This window comes from Spirosoma luteum DSM 19990 (assembly GCF_000374065.1).
GTDB lineage: Bacteria > Bacteroidota > Bacteroidia > Cytophagales > Spirosomataceae > Spirosoma > Spirosoma luteum.
This window is the reverse complement of sequence record NZ_KB893262.1, coordinates 43,576-60,944: the sequence shown is the minus strand read 5'-3', so window position 1 is coordinate 60,944 and position 17,369 is coordinate 43,576. Positions and strand designations below refer to the sequence as shown.

Here is a 17,369-nt window from a genome sequence, read left to right as displayed (position 1 = left end):
TTTCTTAATCTATTTCATAGCTAACCTACGAACCAAACGTTTAAAATCAAATCCTTTAAGTAATTGAAATAGAGTTACATATAATATAAAATGTGCTGGTTTGACAAGTTTGTCCACAAAAAAAAGGAGGTTGTCCCCTCCTTCTGCCACTTCGTCCGACCCAAAAAATTTTAACTTTTTTTAGAAAAACTAACGTCCAAAACTTTCATGAAACATCTTTTGAAAGTTCTCCATGTTTGTCTCACCATCATCATCGGTAATTTCCGATGAGGCTGTAGCATAACTGGATTGGGCGATACTTTTCAGATTGACATCACCTGGCCCCTTTTCTATTAGCGTAGCAATAATATTGAGTAATGAAGCCTGATGCCTTTCCTGTTGCTCCTTGAGTTGTGTATTAGCCGACTCCAGTCGCATAATCAACACTTCTTTAGAAAGCGTTGCGAATTGACTCATTCTCTTCTGATACGATTCCAAATCCTCCCCTATCTGGTACTGATTGTCCAGCATTCGCTGTTCAGTTTCATTCTCATCCCCTAAAACATCTTCATTAGTCCAATCGCCGATACGCCCGCTGGGCCCCTGTGAAACATCAAATAGCGTTTGTTCGCGCTCGTAATCTATGTCCCTTTCTTTCTGGCGTTCTCTCTGATAGGCCTCCTGCAACGCAACTATCTGCTTCCACTTCTCTGAATTAGCATCCTCTGCCGTTGTGTCTGTAGCAGCGAGTTCGGTCTCTGGATTAACCCCTCCCCTACTGTCTTTGGTTGAAGAAATCGTATCATGTGGTCCGACGCTATCTTGTTCAACCTTGGAAGTTAACCCTGTTTTTTCCAGTTGCTCAAGCCGTTTTAACACCTGTTGATGCTCTTCCGACGATACATAACTTGCTTTCGGTAAATCAGCTTGCGATTCATCCTGATCGGGTTCGGATTCCGGGGCAGGCTTTTGTTGTGAAGTTGGGGGTACATTTACAAAGTACCCCCTTAATACCCAGCCCGATATACTAAGCCCAACTACACCGATAAGAAGAATTAAAACATCCATTATCAGATCCTTTTACGGGCCTTCCATTGATCAATTAGGTCGTCGACCATCCCTTTATGAACTTCTCTATGATCAGTTAGTAAATTTTCGATCAGGTCACTAACCGTTAGCTTGTTGCCCTGTCGGCGTGCTTCCTGAACCAGCACTGAAAGTAGCCAATGGCTGTCTTCTGAAATTCGGATCGGTTTTATATCATTTTCTATAATACCGTCTTCTGATTTGGTTGGTTTTTTAAAGAATCGTTCCTGATACGATTTACTTGACGAACTGCCATTAACAGATTTGGTTTTTACTTTCCTGGAAACCGGTGGGGATGGATTCGCTTCAGACCCGCTTTCCTCTGACTCCTGATTGTCCTGTTTACTTACTTCATCTACCTCGGGTTGAACTAACTCCGAAGTTGATAGCCGCTCAGGCTTCTCATCTGCTGGATTTGACAGAGTATTCACTCCTACTGATATCGCAGGTTCATCTCTTTCCTCAGGAGTCACTACTCTTTTCAGTACAGATTCATTCTCTAGTGAATTATCTGCTGTCTGACTTTCCTGATTTAACCAACTCATTAAACTGCTGTTCGGTTTAATGGTTGGAACTGTACTTGTTTTTGCTTTAGCTTTAGCCATAATATTATGCAGTTGCGTTGTTTGGAACAAATAGTTTATTCAACTCCTTTATTAGGGGCTCAATCGTACGATGGGGTATTAGCGTAGAACGGTAATCCTTAATATTCACTGATTGGGGAATACGGTACTCCATGAATTTAACGTTCATTGGCGTAGCACGGTCAGCGTTCAGGCTATCCAGGTAGTTCATGGCCGCCTGTTCCAAACTTGAATACCGCTCTTCTTTTTCATGGACATTGTACTTATTCCATAATAGATAGGTAGGTACCATACCTCCGTTCTTGTTAGCAAAGTTGGCTATAGCCAAGGCAGTGTGCATAGTTGACTCAAAGGAAATGGGGTCAGCTTCCAGCAAAAGTATTGCTGCGTCGAGTCGCTTTACGATACCTGGAAATCCTTCCACGTTCAACGTTCCAGGCAAGTCCACAAAAACCAGTTCGTTCTTGTTTTCATAAGCATCCAACTTGGGTAATGAATTAACCAACGTTTCCGAATAGATCGGATAAGGCGTATTGGTTAATCGTTCTGCCTTCTTAAAGAAGGTTTCGTCGGATTTCAGCCGGTCTATTTCAGAGGCCCGAATTGAGCTTAATGAGTGCTGAGGAAAATCACAGTCGAAAACCGCTATTGGCACATGCTCAATCTGGGAATAGTAGGTGGCGACATGGGCAGTGATACTGGTTTTGCCTACTCCACCTTTTTGGGAACAAAATGAGATAATCTTTGCCATAGTAGATAAATGAATGGAATTGCAAAATTACATTGAGGAATACAGCATTGATACAATGCTGCAAAATGCTAATGACTACTACTTTGAAAGTACAAAGTAATAACAGGTAAATGTATTGAAAATATAAAGCTAAAAAGAATCATTGTGCAAATTTTAAATTGTACAAGTATATTTATATGTTTATTGCTTTTAATAACAAAGTACTTTGCAAAATAGTAACATTGTTGCATTTTTCTATAGTTACAAGGTGTATAATTGTAGAACATACATTGTAAAGTATAACCTTTATAAAAAAAACAACTATACTTTATTACATTGTTTATAGTAACAAAATATACTTTAATACTTTCACACACAGTTACAATGTATAAAAGTTGCTTTTAGAGAAATACTCAAAGTGGAAATTCATAGTTTAAGATTGGGTTAAGGTTAAAAAGATGCTTTGTTACCTATACCTTAGATATAAAAGTCACGAGGGGTTTCAACATGTAAATTCTATATTGTATCAAAGAAACTACCTTTTTGTCTGGCTATAATTCGCGTTTTAGTTTCAGCTTCTAATCGCTGTAAATTTGTAACAATATGACATTATTACATTGTAAATTTGACACTATGCATCAGAATCTAAGAAATTTTTAAAGGAGGTAAATGGGCGACAGGAATTTTTTAGCTTTGTTCTATAGACAAAGAGCAAGATGTGTTTTCCGGCACGAAAAACCTTCCTTTGCGCTCATGCGACTCCAGGAAGTAGGCTTGACTACCCAGTCCCCCTCTTTGATTTGTACGCTTTTTAATGGAAGAGAATGGCAAACGAACTGGAAAAAAAGTATTTAAATCAGGGAGGGCGACCCAGTTTGGCGAATGATGAGATGTTGTCTCACCGGTTAGTCACCCGCGTCAGATCAGAGGACTATCAGGCGATAGAAAAAGAATATAAAAGCTGGAAAAGTGGGAGGGCTGGTCGTATCGCCGATTTTTTGCGCGAAATAATTCTGAGAAGGAACGTCCGATGGCAACAGGTATCTGTTGGTTCAGAAAGAGAACAGATTATCGAAATTACCCAGACACTTCACGGGATTCGTCAGCATCTGAGGCACATCGACACGAATTATAATCAGGTAGCAAAGCGTATCAATAGCATAGAACACACTAGGAAACTTTACTACGAAGTACAAAATAGCAAGATAATAATCGAGAAGTTAGCACCCTTGATTGAGCAGATTGATGCAGCTATAAAGGCACAGACCGAGAGCTTATTTAGTCAGTAATATGGTAATTCGACTAAAAACCGGGGCACAGATTGGAGGAGCTTTGCGCTATAATGAACAAAAAGTTGTTCAGAAACAGGCACAGGTTCTGGTTGCAATGGGCTTTGCGAACAATGAATTGGCGACTAAAAATCGAAATTATACCACTTATGTCTTGGAGAGTCAGAGTAGAAAGAACAGCAATGTAAAGAAACCAACGCTGCATTTTTCGCTGAGTTTACACCCTAGTGAACGGATTAGTGACAATACATTTAAGGCAATAGCATATCAATTTATGGGTGAAATGGGCTACAAAGACCAACCCTACATCGTATACCGGCACCATGATACAGCGCATCCTCATATTCATATAGTGACTACCTGTGTGGATGAAACGGGCGCAAAGCTTGATGATGCATTTATCAAACGTAGAGCCAATACCGTCCGACAGAAACTGGAATTTAAGTTCGACCTTATCAAAGCGCAGGGTAGGGGCAAGGAGTTCAATAAATCCATATACTTTGATTCAACGCAAGAAGTTATTCAGGATGAAGTACAGAAGAAAGAGCAGTTAGAAGCCATATTAAGGCAAACGTTCCAGCAGTCTGCTTTCGGGACGATAGAAGAATTTAAGGCGTTGTTAAAAAAACAGCAGGTTCAAATTACGTTGCACCAAAGTGAAAAGGCGGGAAAACAGTTACGGGGCATCAGTTATCAGCTTACCGATCAATCTGGCAAGGCATTGTCTCCTCGTATTAAGGCGAGTGAGATAGGCACTTGGGCTACCTGGAAAGGGTTAAAAAACCTATTCGATAAGACTGCGCAAATCCAGCAGGAGCAACTTCACCCCAACCACTTATCCATTGATGAATACAAAGTAGTGGCAGCTATTTTGTCAGACCAACTGCGCGAATACAAGAAAAACCAACGTATTTATTACGAAAGTGCGCTAATTGAAAATTTCCCAACGGCCGCGATGCGGGTTGCGCTTCACTCACTGACTCAGAAAAAGTTGACAGAAGCCGAAGTAGTGGAGGCTGTTCGGCGGTTTGAGGAGTATAAGCGAACACGATTGCCTGAGATTATCCGAAAGGAGCAGGCTGCCTTTACGCGCACGATGGATACCTACACAAAGATTGGGTGTGAGATAGAGGGGAGTGCTTTGACTAAATTACAATACTTTTCAGCTTTAGGAGTTCGAGTCGATCAAAATGGCTTATTGACCAGTCCAATCAATCGACAATTAATGTATCAAATCGAAGCTGAACGCTGGTTAGCCATCAAGTCAGAAACAGGTCCAGACCTAAACGTTCCCGAAGAATATTCCCGGGGAGAGCGTACCGTACTGCTACTTAGCAACTCAAAAAAACCGTTTGAGGAAAGCTATTACGATGTACGATCAGAGCACTTGCAACGTATTCTGCAACGCAATATAATGATTGGTATTCATCGGCAATTGAATAAGAATTATGTAGCCAAACTAGCAAGAGCTGCCCCGGTTGTTGAAGCGGATCAGGTACGGTATTTTTACCAACGGGGTATTCTGGTGGACAAATTGCAGAAGCCGATAGGGGAGAAGTTTACTCAAGAAACTACTTATTTAGTTCGATACCATCAGGCTCCTCGCCAGGTCGCCGTAGCGCCGGACGGAATTTTTGGCAAACAAATCCCGCTCTTGAATACAGAAAACTGGAGACGAGGACTTTCTACGGAAGCCGGTCGGTACATGGTCGCTTTGGCGCAATCTATCGACCGGGCTACAGAAGTCAAATCAGACGACGGCATTAATAAAGCCATAGAAATTACTAAGCTACGGAAACAGATTCACCAACTCGATCCGGGCCTTGAGACATACACTGATGTAGAACTGGTCGGCATTCTGGAGAGACGAAGCCTACAGGGAAAAGGATGGATAAGGCAAACCGAACTTGAGGCAAGGCAGGAACCAATTACGCTTATGGACAAACCTTCAATAAACGCTCAGTTGCTGGACATTCGGGCGGCTGATGTTTTCGGGTATGAACAGACTGGGAAATTTAAGCACGTAGGAAAGGGAATCAAAAAGAGGGGTAAAGGCCAGAGCCGTGACTTGTGAGAATATAGAAAAGGGGTATTCAACAACCATTTGACAGAGCGATCATGAGTACGCAAAATGAACAACAGCACTACGATCTGGTCATTCGGATTGTACTAACTGCCAGTTTTATCGTATTGCTGGTACACATTTACTTTTTCTGTTATGACAGCCTGGAGAGTCGGGGGTATACTCTATCTTACTTCAACCAATTCCTTCTAAAAGCAAACCGGCATTATCACATTTTTGACAATACGCTCTATACAAAACTGGCTTGTTTAGGACTGTTGGGCATGTACGGGTATGCCAATAAACCTAAGAAAGATTTAACCTCAACCTGGTCGCAGGTATGGGCTAATGGTCTGCCGGGTTTGCTAATTTTTTTTGGTAATTTCTTTTTGCTACGGATGGCTTCTATACAAGTGGATACCCGCAACATCCTCTATATCACCACAAGCGTGGCTGGGTTTATTTTACTGTTGAGTGCCGTTAGCTTAGCTAAACGGGTTCTGGATTTCAACCTGCGGGATGATCCGTATAACGAGGAAAATGAACAATTCCTGCACCAGGAAGAAAAGCTGGTGAATGAAAATTCGGTTAACATACCCATCAATTACATCTATCAGAAAAAGCAGCGGCAAGGCTGGGTCAACATCATCAATCCATTTCGGGCCACCATGATCGTTGGTACGCCCGGTTCGGGTAAGTCGTTTGCGGTCCTGAATAATTTCATCCGGCAACACATCGAAAAAGGATTTTCGATGATGGTATATGACATTAAATACCCAACACTGACCAAAATTGCCTATACCTATTACCTTAAAAATAAGGACAAGTATCCTGACCTGAATAAGAATCCAGTAACCGGGGAAAAAGGCGTGGTGCCCATGTTTTGTAACGTAAACTTTGACAAACCGCGCGAATCCTTGCGGATTAACCCATTGCTCCCAACACGCATGACGGATATTCAGGATGCGCTGGAAGCGGCTAAGATCATCATGTACAATATTAACCGGGACTGGATCGGTAAAAGCGGTGATTACTTCGCTGATTCGGCTATTAACTTTCTAACCTCGGTAATCTGGTACCTCAAGAAATACGATGACAGGCGGTTAGAAGAAGCATCTGCCAATGGTGTTGAACACGACGGCCGTTTCTATTGCACCTTGCCCCATACCATCGAGATGATTGCCACCGTCAAAGAGCAACTTTTCCCAATTCTGCAATCGCAGGAAGATATTGAGTTACTCCTGAGTCCGTTCGCGTCCGCTCTGTTAAAGGGAGCAAATAATCAGTTGGAAGGCCAAATCTCATCGGCACTAATTGCACTGGGACGGGTGGCTAGCCCAGCCCTTTACTGGGTATTGACGGGGAATGATTTTAGCCTAGACATCAATAATCCGAAAGAACCCAAAATTCTCTGTTTGGGAAACAATCAGGAGCGAAAAGACACGCAGGGTATTGTGATTGGCCTGATTAACTCCCGGATGGTAAAACTCATCAATAAAGAAGGACAACTCAAATGTTCGATTATAGTCGATGAACTACCAACCATCTATCTGATGGGATTGGATAATCTGATCGCCACCGCCAGAAGTAACAAAATAGCTACCTGTTTGGGGATTCAGGATAAAACGCAGATAAAGAAACAGTACGGCGATAAAGAGGCCGATGCCATTTGGACAATCATTGGTAATATCTTCGCCGGTCAAGTCCTGGGCGAAACAGCGAAGGATTTATCCAGTCGCTTCGGTAAAATTCGCCAGCAAAGCCGCTCAGTATCGCTCAATGAGCGGGATACGAACATAAGCCTGTCCGAGCGCATGGAACCGCTTATTCCTGAAAGTAAAATTTCCGGGCTTTCTCAGGGATCGTTCGTGGGGAGTGTAGCGGATAATTTCGACCAGAAAGTCAAGCTGAAGACATTTAATGGGGAATTGGTTGTGGAACAGACCATGCTGGATCAACTCAAGAATCTAACGCCAATTCCCACCCGTGCGGAAATGGAAAAATACTCGGATGAGCAAATGAATAAACTAGTGGCCGATAATTTTAAACAGGTCAAACAGGAAATAAAAGCATTGGTAAAATCTGAACTGGAGAGACTTAACAACGACCCTACTTATCAACACTTAGTCAGTCAGTATCAGGAATCCGATGATGACTAACAACGGAGAGTTCACCGGTATCGTGAAATTCGCTACTTCCAATCGACAACCTTATACAAAACAGGTGCATCAATAAAGGAGCCTTTTCGTGGACGAAATTAGTAAAATCATTAATTGTATTTAAACAAGAACGAGTGATTTTACTTTGCGAAATAGTAAAAGAATAGATTTGTAGATTTTCAATTTCTATTCTTTTTGTCGGTTAAAGCTAATCACCACTAGTAGCCTAGAATGTAATGTACTTCCATTGACGAGTATACTTGTATGTGCTTGCCAGAAGATTACCATCAAACATAATCTTTTAACGGTTAAAAGGGTTGACACTGACAGGTACTAGTCTGGTCACGCGGTGAGCCGATAAAGGGCTAACTTTGTCCCCCTCCACAAAGGGAGAGGGTCGTCATTTTGACGAAACAAGAATGAAAAAAAACTTGCTCCTTGCATTCTCATTACGAGTTAAGGTCTTCGTGGCGAACCAACCCTACTAGTTCGAGTACCGGTTTATCTACTTTTTATGTAATACGAGAAGAATGCGTATTCACCTCGCCAACTGGGTGTTTTGCGAGCGGGAAGAATTCCCTAAATTGCGTTGAAAGTAGCGAAATGATAAACTCCATATCGGTTGGTCAACGACTATGCCATAGCGCCCCATGCCCATTTGGCCCACCTTGTGGATCAGTATGTACTATCGACTTCACAAGGGCACAACGTAACAATCCTGGGCAATTGGGCGGCCAGCCCGGAAACATCCCTCGCCTTTCACTTAGCTGATCAACCTCAGCCGATCGCCGCAAACCCCGATTCGCAACTCTACCAAAAGCCCAATTGCCTGATTGGGGTACTAACCCAGTATAATGGCCAGGTCAATTTTCAGGGTATATATCACACCTTTATTATTCAGTTTAAAGCCAATGGCTTTACGAGCTTATTGGGTATACCCGCCAGTGAGGTAACCAATCGGGTAATCCTGGGTGAAGATATTTGGGGTGCCCGAATCAATGAGGTACAGGAGCAGCTCAGCAGGGTTGGCAATGTCCGGCAAATGGCTGATTTAGCGGATTCATTTTTACTGTCCTTACTCAACCGGCAGCCTGGTAAGCCGGTAGGCTATCCTGCCATTACGGCCCTCACCCATCATATAGGGTCAACACAACACTGGTTAACGGTGGATCGATATGCGGACCTCTGCAACATGAGTGTGCGAAACTTTGAACGACGGTTCTCCGAGCAAACGGGCGTTGCTCCCAAATTGTATATGCGGTTGGTTCGATTCAATGAGGTGGTTAAAGCCAAACTTCAGCAACCCACTCGAAGCCTAACCGAGCTGGCCTATGCTTATGGGTATTACGACCAGATGCATATGATCAAGGAATTCAAGCAATTCGCCCAACTAAGTCCCACTGAATTTTTCTGCCAGGCGACCGCCATCACCGAGCAACCCGTCGAACAAGCATCCTACCGCTCATCCGCATCCTACTAAATTTCCTGGTGAGAATTACTTTTGCAGCAAAGAATTGCCCGATGAACTTGGCGGATTTTTACTATCCCTTTGCTTAAGCACCCTATACCTTTGGGCGTATCAACGGGGATGTCCAGTACCGGAAGTTTCCCAGCTCAAGTCATCCGTACGACTCAAACTTCAGGAGCCTGCTACAAAGTAAATCAATACCAACATGAGACTAATTGATCGAGTAGCTATTGTGACGGGCGCGGCCCGTGGCATCGGTCAGCAATACTGCCTGTCCCTGGCCCGGGAAGGGGCCCAGGTGGTGGCTGTTGACATTCTATCCTGCGCAGAGACGGTCACTACGGTAAAGCAAGCCGGTGGACAAGCTATTGAGATCATTACGGATATTGCCGATGCTACCAGTGTGCAGGCGATGGCGATCCAAGTGATCAATCAGTACGGCCGGATTGATATTCTAATCAATAACGCAGCCCTGATCCCTAAACTCACCCCGTTTGATCAGGTTCTGGAAGCAGATTGGGACCAGGTGATGGCCGTCAATGTGAAAGGGATGTGGCTATGTTGCAAAGCGGTGATAGCCACCATGCGTCAGCAGGGAAAAGGCAAAATTATTAATATTTCTTCTGACACGATCTGGGCAGGCACGCCGATGCTCTTACCCTATGTGGCCTCCAAAGGCGCTATTCTCTCGTTCACCCGTAGTTTGGCCCGTGAGTTGTCGGGTACGGGTATCCATGTGAACTGCATTACGCCAGGCCTTACCCTGACCCAAGGCGTTCAGCAAATGGCGCCCCAGGAAACGGTCGATTACATCCAGACTCTAACGGTTGAGCAGCAAATTATCAAGCGCCGGGAAGCACCAATCGATTTGGCCGGAGCGGTACTATTTCTGGCCTCGGATGAGAGTGATTTTATTACCGGCCAGACGATCAATGTGGACGGTGGCTTAACCCATCACTAAACAGGAAAGAGCCCGCTCAAATTAAACGTAAAAAAACTAGTCAATAGGCTAAGCCAACTTGCCCTACGTTCAGTCCGGCACAAAGCTCGTAGTAGGACACCCATGATCAAGTAACAATTCTTGTACTGATTAACGATGAGAAAAGCGACTCCGACCGACTTACCCCTATTGGTTGAGCTAATGGCTGAATTTTATGCGGAAGGGGGGTATACGCTTAATCAGTCTCACGCTACGAAGGCCTTTGCTTCGCTTCTGGCCGATCAACGGGTAGGGCTCGTCTGGTTGATCGAAACACCCACTCAACCAACGGCGGTTGGCTATCTGGTGTTGAGCTTCTGTTTCAGTATGGAGTATGGCGGCATGAAAGCCATCCTAGACGATTTGTTTGTCCGAATTGACTATCGAAATAGGGGATTAAGCTCCCAATCTCTGGCTGAACTTCGGGCTTATTGCCAGCAAGCCGGGATTCGGTCCCTATCGGTTGAAGTAGGCCCCGCCAATGGACCCGCTCAACGGGTATACCGACGAACAGGCTTTGTCGATGTGCCTAACCGCCAATGGTTGAGTTTACCGCTGGCTACGGCTACACACGAACCTTGACTGGCTAAGACAAGCGATATACTTTGAAAACCAAAACTTCGGGTGGCACAACCCTATAGGATTATGGAAAATAATAGCCTGTTTATTCCGGTGATTTTTTCTGTTGTGCTTCGGTGCGCTACGTTTGGTATAGTCAAACGCTACTCACAAAACGGACTTTTAACGGCTGTACCTGACGCATTGGTCCACGAACGTTTCCCGCCAGGCTTTGACGTTCGGCTACGTAGCGATTCACATCTATTGTCTACGCGTATGAAAAGAATCTACTCATCAGTTTGCTGGTCTGTTCAGCCCTGTCGATGCAGGCACTGGACTTTCGGGCGGTACCCCTACTAACCAGGTTATCTCAACTGCCCAATTTTTATCAAACGAACACGATTCTATGGAACGCAAAGATTTTCTTACCCGAGTAATTAGCGGTATTTCTCTCCTAAACATACCCAGCTTTGCCATTGGCTCTACGTATGCAGACCCATTGATGCCTTTTTATATTCCACCTACAGCCCCTTTGTCGCCCGGGCCTGGAAATTTAGATATCCGCACGATTATTCATGCTAGACAGACGAACAACCAATTCTCCAATGTTGATGTAGCCGTGGCCCCAAAGCAAATGGGACCACCCCCTCACCTGCATCAAGACCTTGACGAATTAATGTACGTAGTAGAAGGAACGGCTACTGTCATGATTGGAAAGGAAATCTATGAAGTACAAGCTGGGGGCTGGAATTTTCGCCCTCGCCGTATCGTACATACGTTCTGGAATGCTTCGGATAAACCCTTACGGTTTATAGACAATTATTTTAATCAAAACTTTGAAGATTATTTAGAGGAGGCATTTCATAAAATCCTTCCTGATATGATCCGCAGAAACCTGAATCCGACCTCACCGGAGATTGCCAATAGACTAGCGGCTCTTGATAGAAAATTCGGTACAACGGTGTTTCCTGAACAACGTCAGGCCATTATAGATAAATACAAACTGCAAGGCTGAACCTTATAGACCAGTAAGGCATATACAGGCTCACTAAAACGCTCCCGTACGAGACGGGGAAGATTTGCTTATCCGTAAATAGGGCGATTACGGAAGCAGTTGAGACAAACGTAGTTAGCGGGGAAAATTTCAGGTTAAGTTGTGACTAGCCCACACCGGTAGTGAATCAACGAATCGGTACTGCCATTAGCTTAGATCCATTTTTCTAAGCAACTTGTGTGGCTAGTTAATTAATGAGTACTCGAGCCAAGTGGCCTATGGAAGATCTGTTCGCAATAGCGGAGTTCCCTCGCTCCGCCAAGTATCATCCCGAGTGGATAAAGGCAGGGATCAGTGGCGGAGCCAATCCTTTGTGGATAACCGAATGGCTGGCCCAAGCCTTGGACCTGCGACCGGGCATGCGGGTGTTAGACTTAGGCTGCGGACGGGCACTGTCCTCCATCTTTCTACATCGGGAGTTTGGCCTACAAGTATGGGCAGTCGATTTACTATGTTCGGTCTCGGAGAACCTGCAGCGGATTCGCCACGCCGGAATAGACCAAGGGGTCTTTCCCCTTCGTGCCGATGCCCGGACATTGCCCTTTGGGGCGGATTTCTTCGATGCTATTGTGAGCATTGATTCCTTCTTCTATTATGGTACGGATGACTTATACCTCAACGAGCTAATTCGCTTCATCAAACCCGGTGGCCAAATAGGGATTGCCGGAGCGGGCCTGATGAAGGAGATTGTTGCCAGGGTCCCGGAGCATTTGAACGACTGGTGGACGCCGGACTTATGGTGCCTCCATTCGGCGCCCTGGTGGAAACGGCATTGGGAGCGGACTGGCCTAATGGACATAGAAGTGGCCGATTCGCTGGCTGAGGGATGGCGTTTATGGCACCAGTGGCACCTAGCCATAGCCCCTGACAACAAAATCGAGATTGACACCTTGGCATCGGATGCTGGCCGGTATTTGGGATATACTCGGTTGGTAGGCCGTAAACGGGCAGGAGTTGTATCGACTGAACCCATTCTATCAATTTCTACACAGTACACACAAGCCCCGCTTTTACGCAGTCCAGAATAAACAGGCGTATTTTCCGAACAGATTTAGAATTTCTTGAGTGCGAAAATAACGACTTCATCTAACCGTTGATGATTTTCCAGACCTTGGGATACGAATTACTTATTCTCACGTAATCGCTCCAACTTGAGACGGAGAAACGTTCATTGATCTGCTCTATAAATGGGGCATTTAATTGGACAGCTTGTCTCAGTAAGAATCAGCTACTTTTCGTAGCATACGGGCAACACAGCGTATGCATGTGAACAAAAACGCATGAAAAGCGACGGTAAAGGGCCGTTACCAAAGAATCATTCCTTTGTGCAAATATCCCTCGTGAGGGCCGCACCGCACCAGGCAGTACGTCGGGCCATGCTTTAGAATTGTGACTTTCCCACTGGTGACGATATGCACCAGCTTGGAGCGGTGATCCTGGTGCCGGAAAAGCAACGCATACGGTAGCACGGCGGCTTCCTGTCCTTCATCCGGCTTTGCAGCATTGGCCGCTATCGGATGCGGGTCACGCTGCCTGTTCTTGATCAGGCTTTCTTTAATCGACTCCTCGAACTGCATCAGACGCAGTAAAACGGCATGGAACACCTCTGCGCGTCCATAGTCGACCGTTGCAAGTACCCGTGCAAATCGCCCTAGAGCTGCGAATAGGCCGGGGCATCGACAACCGACAAATGATTGAGCTTCTTACCCAGCGCGGTTAACTGGTGCTGAATCACGCGCCCGTTACTTTGGTAGGGTGTTTCTCTCACGCTGGTATATCGCCATGCGCCCTCCCGTGTGTAGTCGATCAGAAAATTACTGCTCGACTGAGCAAAGCCGGGAGCTGCCACAAAATAGAGCATCCCGGCACTGGCGAACCAACATAGAATATTTCTCATGCGCTGCGAAGATTTGAGCGGTCGAGTTGGGCAATTATCGAGCGATGCGTAAGGCTTCCGCGTAGGCATCCGGCAATTCGCATTGCTCAACGGCCTGGGCTGCTTTCTCTACGTCATAAACAACGCGCACGAACTCCACGGCAACCCCTTCGCTTGAACCTGGCCGTGCCGTTTCGTCGATCGTCAACAGCACATAACCGGCCCTCGGATCACCGTCCTTTGGTTTGCCCACTGAACCGATATTGATGGCATGACGGAAATAGGCCGCTTCGCCCTCTGGCTCTGCACTGACCACTTTGTGAAAGGGTTTGTGCGTATGGCCGAAGCACATCACATCAGCTCCCGCGCCCTCGATCACCCGGCCCAAACTACGGTCGCCCCGATCCTCGAACAGATATTCATTCATGCGCCGGGGGCTACCATGCACCAGCAGCAGCGTAAACGGGGGTTGTTGCTGCCAAAGGTGTTCAGGGTCATTGCCTAGCTCAAATTCCACCCGAATATGGGTTGGGAGCGTACGCAGATAGTTTCGTTCATTATTACCTACCTGAGCATTAGTATAGGCAATGGACACTTTGCCATTGGCCTTTTCCTGCTCCTCTTTGTAGGCGCATCCGCAATCGTCGGAGCTGCGACCGATGCCATAATCATAATTCCCGGCAATCGTCGGAATACCGCGTTTGCGAATGGTGCGGATCACTTCGTTCGGCCAGATGTTGTAACCGACCATATCCCCCAAACAATACACCGCGTCAGGCTGGCGGCTGTCAATGTCGGCCAATACCGCTTCGAGCGCGGGCAGATTGGCGTGAATGTCCGAAAACAGGGCAATTCTCATGCGTGTTTTTGAAAGGCTTTTGTGTAGTGAGGGGCAAACTTCTTCTCTTGTTTCAGCGCAAAATTGACCATCAGAATCAGCACTGGCACTTCGATTAGGGGGCCAACTACGGCGGCAAAGGCCGCACCGGAATTGATGCCGAAAACGGCGATGGCTACCGCGATTCCCAGCTCGAAATTATTGCCTGCTGCGGTGAAGGCCAGTGACGTAGATTTGCCGTAATCGGCCCCGGCCCGCTTCGACAGGTAGAAAGCCGAAAAAAACATGATGGCAAAATAGATCGTCAGCGGAATGGCGATACGCACCACATCGAGCGGGATAGACACGATCAACTGCCCTTTGAGGCTGAACATGACGACGATTGTAAACAGCAGCGCAATAAGCGTTATGGGGCTGATGGCGGGCAAAAAGCGTTCTTCATACCATTGGCGGCTGAACAGCCTGGTCAGGATGATCCGCGAGAACAACCCGGCCAGAAACGGCACTCCCAGATAGATGAAAACGCTCTTGGCTACTTCGCCAATCGTGATGTTGACGGTATAGCCTTTCAGCCCGAACAGGGGCGGTAGCACCGTGATAAACACATAGGCATAGACCGAATAGAACAACACCTGAAAAATGCTGTTGAAAGCCACCAAGCCAGCGGCATAGAGCCGGTCGCCTTTGGCTAAGTCATTCCAGACGATCACCATGGCAATGCAGCGGGCAATGCCGATCATGATTAGGCCGGTCATGTATTCGGGTTTGTCGGGCAGAAAAATAACCGCCAAACCGAACATCAGTAGCGGGCCGATGATCCAGTTTTGCAACAGCGACAGACCGAGAATTTTGGTATTGGCAAACACCTTCGGCAACTCGCTGTAACGCACTTTTGCCAGCGCTGGGTACATCATCAGCACCAGGCCAATAGCCAATGGAACATTGGTTGAGCCGGAATTAAACTGATTGATGAAGCCTTGCGACTGCGGGAAGAAATACCCGATGCCCACGCCGATCAGCATGGCCAAGAAAATCCACAGCGTTAGAAAGCGGTCGAGAAACGAGAGCCGGGGCTGCTCGGTAAGCGTTGGGGTACTGAGCATAATTGATTAGTCGTGAGTCGTTAAAACAGGCGTAAGTTGATTGAGATAAGTTCCGACTTCGTCGGCCGTTGCGCGGGCCGACCGGCCAACACCGATTAGAGTAGCCGAGGCAAAACCTGTCCAGGAGCCGTAGCCGACCAGCCATAGTCCGGGTGAATGAATGGCTCTAGTACCCTCGGTGGCGATTCGCCCCTCCGCGTCCACGATACCCAGTGGTCGTAAATAATCCGTCGCCGGGCGGAAACCTGTACACCAGATGATCGTATCGAAGGCCTCGGTCCGACCATCGGCCCACTGAACACCGGTTTGGGTAAGGCGCACGAAGGGACGAACGGCTTGCAATACCCCCCGGCTCCGGGCTTCCCGCACAGGGGGCACCATCACAATGTCGCCCAGATTACCCGAGGGGGCTGGGGTCTCGCCGGTTTGCAACGTATGATATTGCTCCGTCGCCCGGCTGAATAACACCCGGCCGTCAACATCATCAGGCAGGAACGTTGGCTCAATGAGTGTCACCCAGACAGTTTGGGCCACCCGCGAGACCTCGGCCAGGATCTGCGCGCCAGAATTACCCCCGCCGACGATCAACACCCGCTGGCCCGCCAGCTCCTCAGCCGACCGGTAGTTGGCCGAATGAAATTCAAGACCCTTATAATTGGTCTGACTTGGGTAAGACGGAATGAACGGGCGGCTGGCGGTTCCGGTGGTATTGATTATAGCGTTCGTATGCCAAATCCCTCGATCCGTCATTATTTCGTAGCCGTTCCCAGCGACCATTACTTGTTTGACTACAACCGGCCGTTGAATAGGTAATTTATAGCGGCTTTCGTACGCGGACAGATAATCAACGACCTGCTGTCGGGATGGAAACTCCCCGGTGTCGTTGATTTCTGTAGGGCGGGGCATAGGCCAGCCGGGCAGGGAAGACGCTTCGGCCGGAGAGAAAAGCCGCAGCGAGTCCCAACCCTGGTTCCAGGCTCCCCCCGGTGCAGACTCGGCATCTAGAATGACAAAGGAACGGCCCGTCCGGCGCAGGAAATAGCCTACCGCCAGGCCGCTCTGTCCGCCACCGATAACGACAATGTCTATTTCTTTACTTGAGTGTTGGTTCATGGATATCAGGACTAGTAGGCCCGTCGGAGCCGGTCAGCAAATTCGTCAGGCAGGGACTTGGCTCGTTACGTTGTCCTCGATGAATTGCTGGCTGTACGCTTTGATTTCATCACGTACCGCGCGAAACTGGGCCAACTTATTATCGCCGGGGGCATGGGACGGGTCGGTGAAGCTATGATGCACCTTCTTGGCCGTGGACGGGAAAATCGGGCATTGTTCGCGGGCATTATCGCAGACGGTAATCACGTAATCGAGCGGCAGGCTAGTGTATTCGTCGGCATGGTTGGAGGTGTGATGTGAAATATCAATGCCATCCTCGGCCATGACCTGAATCGCTAGGGGATTGACCCCGTGGGGAGCAACGCCCGCACTGTAAACCTGGGCGCTCTCGCCCCGGCCCGCCGTATCGGCAAAATGTTGCAGATAGCCGTGGGCCATCTGGGAACGGGCGGAATTGCCCGTGCAAAGCACTAGGATATTCTTCATGGTGT

General features: G+C 47.0%; 17 protein-coding genes. 8 read left to right on the top strand and 9 right to left on the bottom strand.

Translation table 11 applies throughout. The features are described 5' to 3' along the window. Positions 1-189: 189 nt before the first annotated feature. The 3 genes from B156_RS0116200 to B156_RS0116190 are packed head-to-tail and all read right to left on the bottom strand — an operon-like array spanning position 190 to position 2,400. The gene (locus B156_RS0116200) at positions 190-1,047 is read right to left on the bottom strand and encodes a hypothetical protein (RefSeq protein ID WP_018620807.1); all 858 of its coding nucleotides are present in this window, start codon (positions 1,045-1,047) and stop codon (positions 190-192) included. Positions 1,048-1,049: 2 nt separating this feature from the next. Beyond that, positions 1,050-1,670: a DUF3408 domain-containing protein gene (locus B156_RS0116195; protein WP_018620806.1), complete on the bottom strand. Its 621-nt coding sequence runs from the start codon at positions 1,668-1,670 to the stop codon at positions 1,050-1,052. A gap of 4 nt (positions 1,671-1,674) precedes the next feature. Continuing rightward, a complete protein-coding gene (locus B156_RS0116190) occupies positions 1,675-2,400 on the bottom strand; it encodes a ParA family protein (RefSeq protein WP_018620805.1) in 726 nt (241 codons plus the stop codon). Positions 2,401-3,203: 803 nt separating this feature from the next. Between B156_RS0116190 and B156_RS0116180 the strand changes: the two genes are divergently transcribed. The 8 genes from B156_RS0116180 (at position 3,204) to B156_RS0116145 (ending at position 12,976) form a co-directional block, all read left to right on the top strand. After that, positions 3,204-3,668 (top strand): hypothetical protein, encoded by a 465-nt coding sequence (locus tag B156_RS0116180; protein ID WP_018620803.1) that lies wholly within the window; start codon positions 3,204-3,206, stop codon positions 3,666-3,668. 1 nt (position 3,669) lies between these two features. Continuing rightward, the gene (locus B156_RS0116175; RefSeq protein ID WP_018620802.1) at positions 3,670-5,742 is read left to right on the top strand and encodes a relaxase/mobilization nuclease domain-containing protein; all 2,073 of its coding nucleotides are present in this window, start codon (positions 3,670-3,672) and stop codon (positions 5,740-5,742) included. A gap of 44 nt (positions 5,743-5,786) precedes the next feature. Next, a complete protein-coding gene (locus tag B156_RS0116170) occupies positions 5,787-7,889 on the top strand; it encodes a YWFCY domain-containing protein (RefSeq protein ID WP_018620801.1) in 2,103 nt (700 codons plus the stop codon). Between the two features lie 622 nt (positions 7,890-8,511). Beyond that, positions 8,512-9,369 carry a helix-turn-helix domain-containing protein gene (locus B156_RS0116165; protein ID WP_018620800.1) on the top strand — a complete coding sequence of 286 codons (858 nt, stop codon included), beginning with the start codon at positions 8,512-8,514 and terminating at the stop codon, positions 9,367-9,369. 193 nt (positions 9,370-9,562) lie between these two features. Continuing rightward, complete coding sequence (locus tag B156_RS0116160; protein WP_018620799.1) at positions 9,563-10,318, top strand: SDR family NAD(P)-dependent oxidoreductase; 756 nt, start codon at positions 9,563-9,565, stop codon at positions 10,316-10,318. 135 nt (positions 10,319-10,453) lie between these two features. Next, positions 10,454-10,918 carry a GNAT family N-acetyltransferase gene (locus tag B156_RS29315; RefSeq protein ID WP_040585723.1) on the top strand — a complete coding sequence of 155 codons (465 nt, stop codon included), beginning with the start codon at positions 10,454-10,456 and terminating at the stop codon, positions 10,916-10,918. Positions 10,919-11,300: 382 nt separating this feature from the next. Continuing rightward, positions 11,301-11,909, top strand: coding sequence for a cupin domain-containing protein (locus B156_RS0116150; RefSeq protein WP_018620797.1), 609 nt, complete (start codon positions 11,301-11,303; stop codon positions 11,907-11,909). A gap of 257 nt (positions 11,910-12,166) precedes the next feature. Continuing rightward, positions 12,167-12,976: an SAM-dependent methyltransferase gene (locus tag B156_RS0116145; RefSeq protein ID WP_018620796.1), complete on the top strand. Its 810-nt coding sequence runs from the start codon at positions 12,167-12,169 to the stop codon at positions 12,974-12,976. 276 nt (positions 12,977-13,252) lie between these two features. Here B156_RS0116145 and B156_RS0116140 read toward each other — a convergent pair whose 3' ends face one another. From B156_RS0116140 to B156_RS0116115, 6 genes are all read right to left on the bottom strand, one after another. Next, positions 13,253-13,525 carry a hypothetical protein gene (locus B156_RS0116140; RefSeq protein WP_040585720.1) on the bottom strand — a complete coding sequence of 91 codons (273 nt, stop codon included), beginning with the start codon at positions 13,523-13,525 and terminating at the stop codon, positions 13,253-13,255. A 74-nt stretch (positions 13,526-13,599) separates the two neighbouring features. After that, positions 13,600-13,845, bottom strand: coding sequence for a hypothetical protein (locus tag B156_RS0116135; RefSeq protein ID WP_157627069.1), 246 nt, complete (start codon positions 13,843-13,845; stop codon positions 13,600-13,602). Between the two features lie 34 nt (positions 13,846-13,879). After that, positions 13,880-14,683, bottom strand: coding sequence for a metallophosphoesterase family protein (locus B156_RS0116130; protein ID WP_018620793.1), 804 nt, complete (start codon positions 14,681-14,683; stop codon positions 13,880-13,882). Continuing rightward, the gene (arsB, locus tag B156_RS0116125; protein WP_018620792.1) at positions 14,680-15,765 is read right to left on the bottom strand and encodes an ACR3 family arsenite efflux transporter; all 1,086 of its coding nucleotides are present in this window, start codon (positions 15,763-15,765) and stop codon (positions 14,680-14,682) included. The genes B156_RS0116130 and arsB overlap by 4 nt, the downstream gene beginning before the upstream one ends. A gap of 6 nt (positions 15,766-15,771) precedes the next feature. Beyond that, on the bottom strand, positions 15,772-16,878 hold the full coding sequence (locus tag B156_RS0116120) for an ArsO family NAD(P)H-dependent flavin-containing monooxygenase (protein ID WP_018620791.1): 1,107 nt from the start codon (positions 16,876-16,878) through the stop codon (positions 15,772-15,774). Between the two features lie 45 nt (positions 16,879-16,923). Next, positions 16,924-17,364, bottom strand: coding sequence for an arsenate reductase ArsC (locus B156_RS0116115; RefSeq protein ID WP_018620790.1), 441 nt, complete (start codon positions 17,362-17,364; stop codon positions 16,924-16,926). Positions 17,365-17,369: the final 5 nt, after the last annotated feature.

What these genes read in the sequence shown, in the direction of transcription:
- B156_RS0116200 (WP_018620807.1), bottom strand. Translation starts at nt 1,047, where the DNA reads ATGGATGTTTTAATTCTTCTTATCGGTGTAGTTGGGCTTAGTATATCG.
- B156_RS0116195 (WP_018620806.1), bottom strand. Translation starts at nt 1,670, where the DNA reads ATGGCTAAAGCTAAAGCAAAAACAAGTACAGTTCCAACCATTAAACCG.
- B156_RS0116190 (WP_018620805.1), bottom strand. Translation starts at nt 2,400, where the DNA reads ATGGCAAAGATTATCTCATTTTGTTCCCAAAAAGGTGGAGTAGGCAAA.
- B156_RS0116180 (WP_018620803.1), top strand. Translation starts at nt 3,204, where the DNA reads ATGGCAAACGAACTGGAAAAAAAGTATTTAAATCAGGGAGGGCGACCC.
- B156_RS0116175 (WP_018620802.1), top strand. Translation starts at nt 3,670, where the DNA reads ATGGTAATTCGACTAAAAACCGGGGCACAGATTGGAGGAGCTTTGCGC.
- B156_RS0116170 (WP_018620801.1), top strand. Translation starts at nt 5,787, where the DNA reads ATGAGTACGCAAAATGAACAACAGCACTACGATCTGGTCATTCGGATT.
- B156_RS0116160 (WP_018620799.1), top strand. Translation starts at nt 9,563, where the DNA reads ATGAGACTAATTGATCGAGTAGCTATTGTGACGGGCGCGGCCCGTGGC.
- B156_RS29315 (WP_040585723.1), top strand. Translation starts at nt 10,454, where the DNA reads ATGAGAAAAGCGACTCCGACCGACTTACCCCTATTGGTTGAGCTAATG.
- B156_RS0116150 (WP_018620797.1), top strand. Translation starts at nt 11,301, where the DNA reads ATGGAACGCAAAGATTTTCTTACCCGAGTAATTAGCGGTATTTCTCTC.
- B156_RS0116145 (WP_018620796.1), top strand. Translation starts at nt 12,167, where the DNA reads ATGGAAGATCTGTTCGCAATAGCGGAGTTCCCTCGCTCCGCCAAGTAT.
- B156_RS0116140 (WP_040585720.1), bottom strand. Translation starts at nt 13,525, where the DNA reads ATGCAGTTCGAGGAGTCGATTAAAGAAAGCCTGATCAAGAACAGGCAG.
- B156_RS0116135 (WP_157627069.1), bottom strand. Translation starts at nt 13,845, where the DNA reads ATGAGAAATATTCTATGTTGGTTCGCCAGTGCCGGGATGCTCTATTTT.
- B156_RS0116130 (WP_018620793.1), bottom strand. Translation starts at nt 14,683, where the DNA reads ATGAGAATTGCCCTGTTTTCGGACATTCACGCCAATCTGCCCGCGCTC.
- arsB (WP_018620792.1), bottom strand. Translation starts at nt 15,765, where the DNA reads ATGCTCAGTACCCCAACGCTTACCGAGCAGCCCCGGCTCTCGTTTCTC.
- B156_RS0116120 (WP_018620791.1), bottom strand. Translation starts at nt 16,878, where the DNA reads ATGAACCAACACTCAAGTAAAGAAATAGACATTGTCGTTATCGGTGGC.
- B156_RS0116115 (WP_018620790.1), bottom strand. Translation starts at nt 17,364, where the DNA reads ATGAAGAATATCCTAGTGCTTTGCACGGGCAATTCCGCCCGTTCCCAG.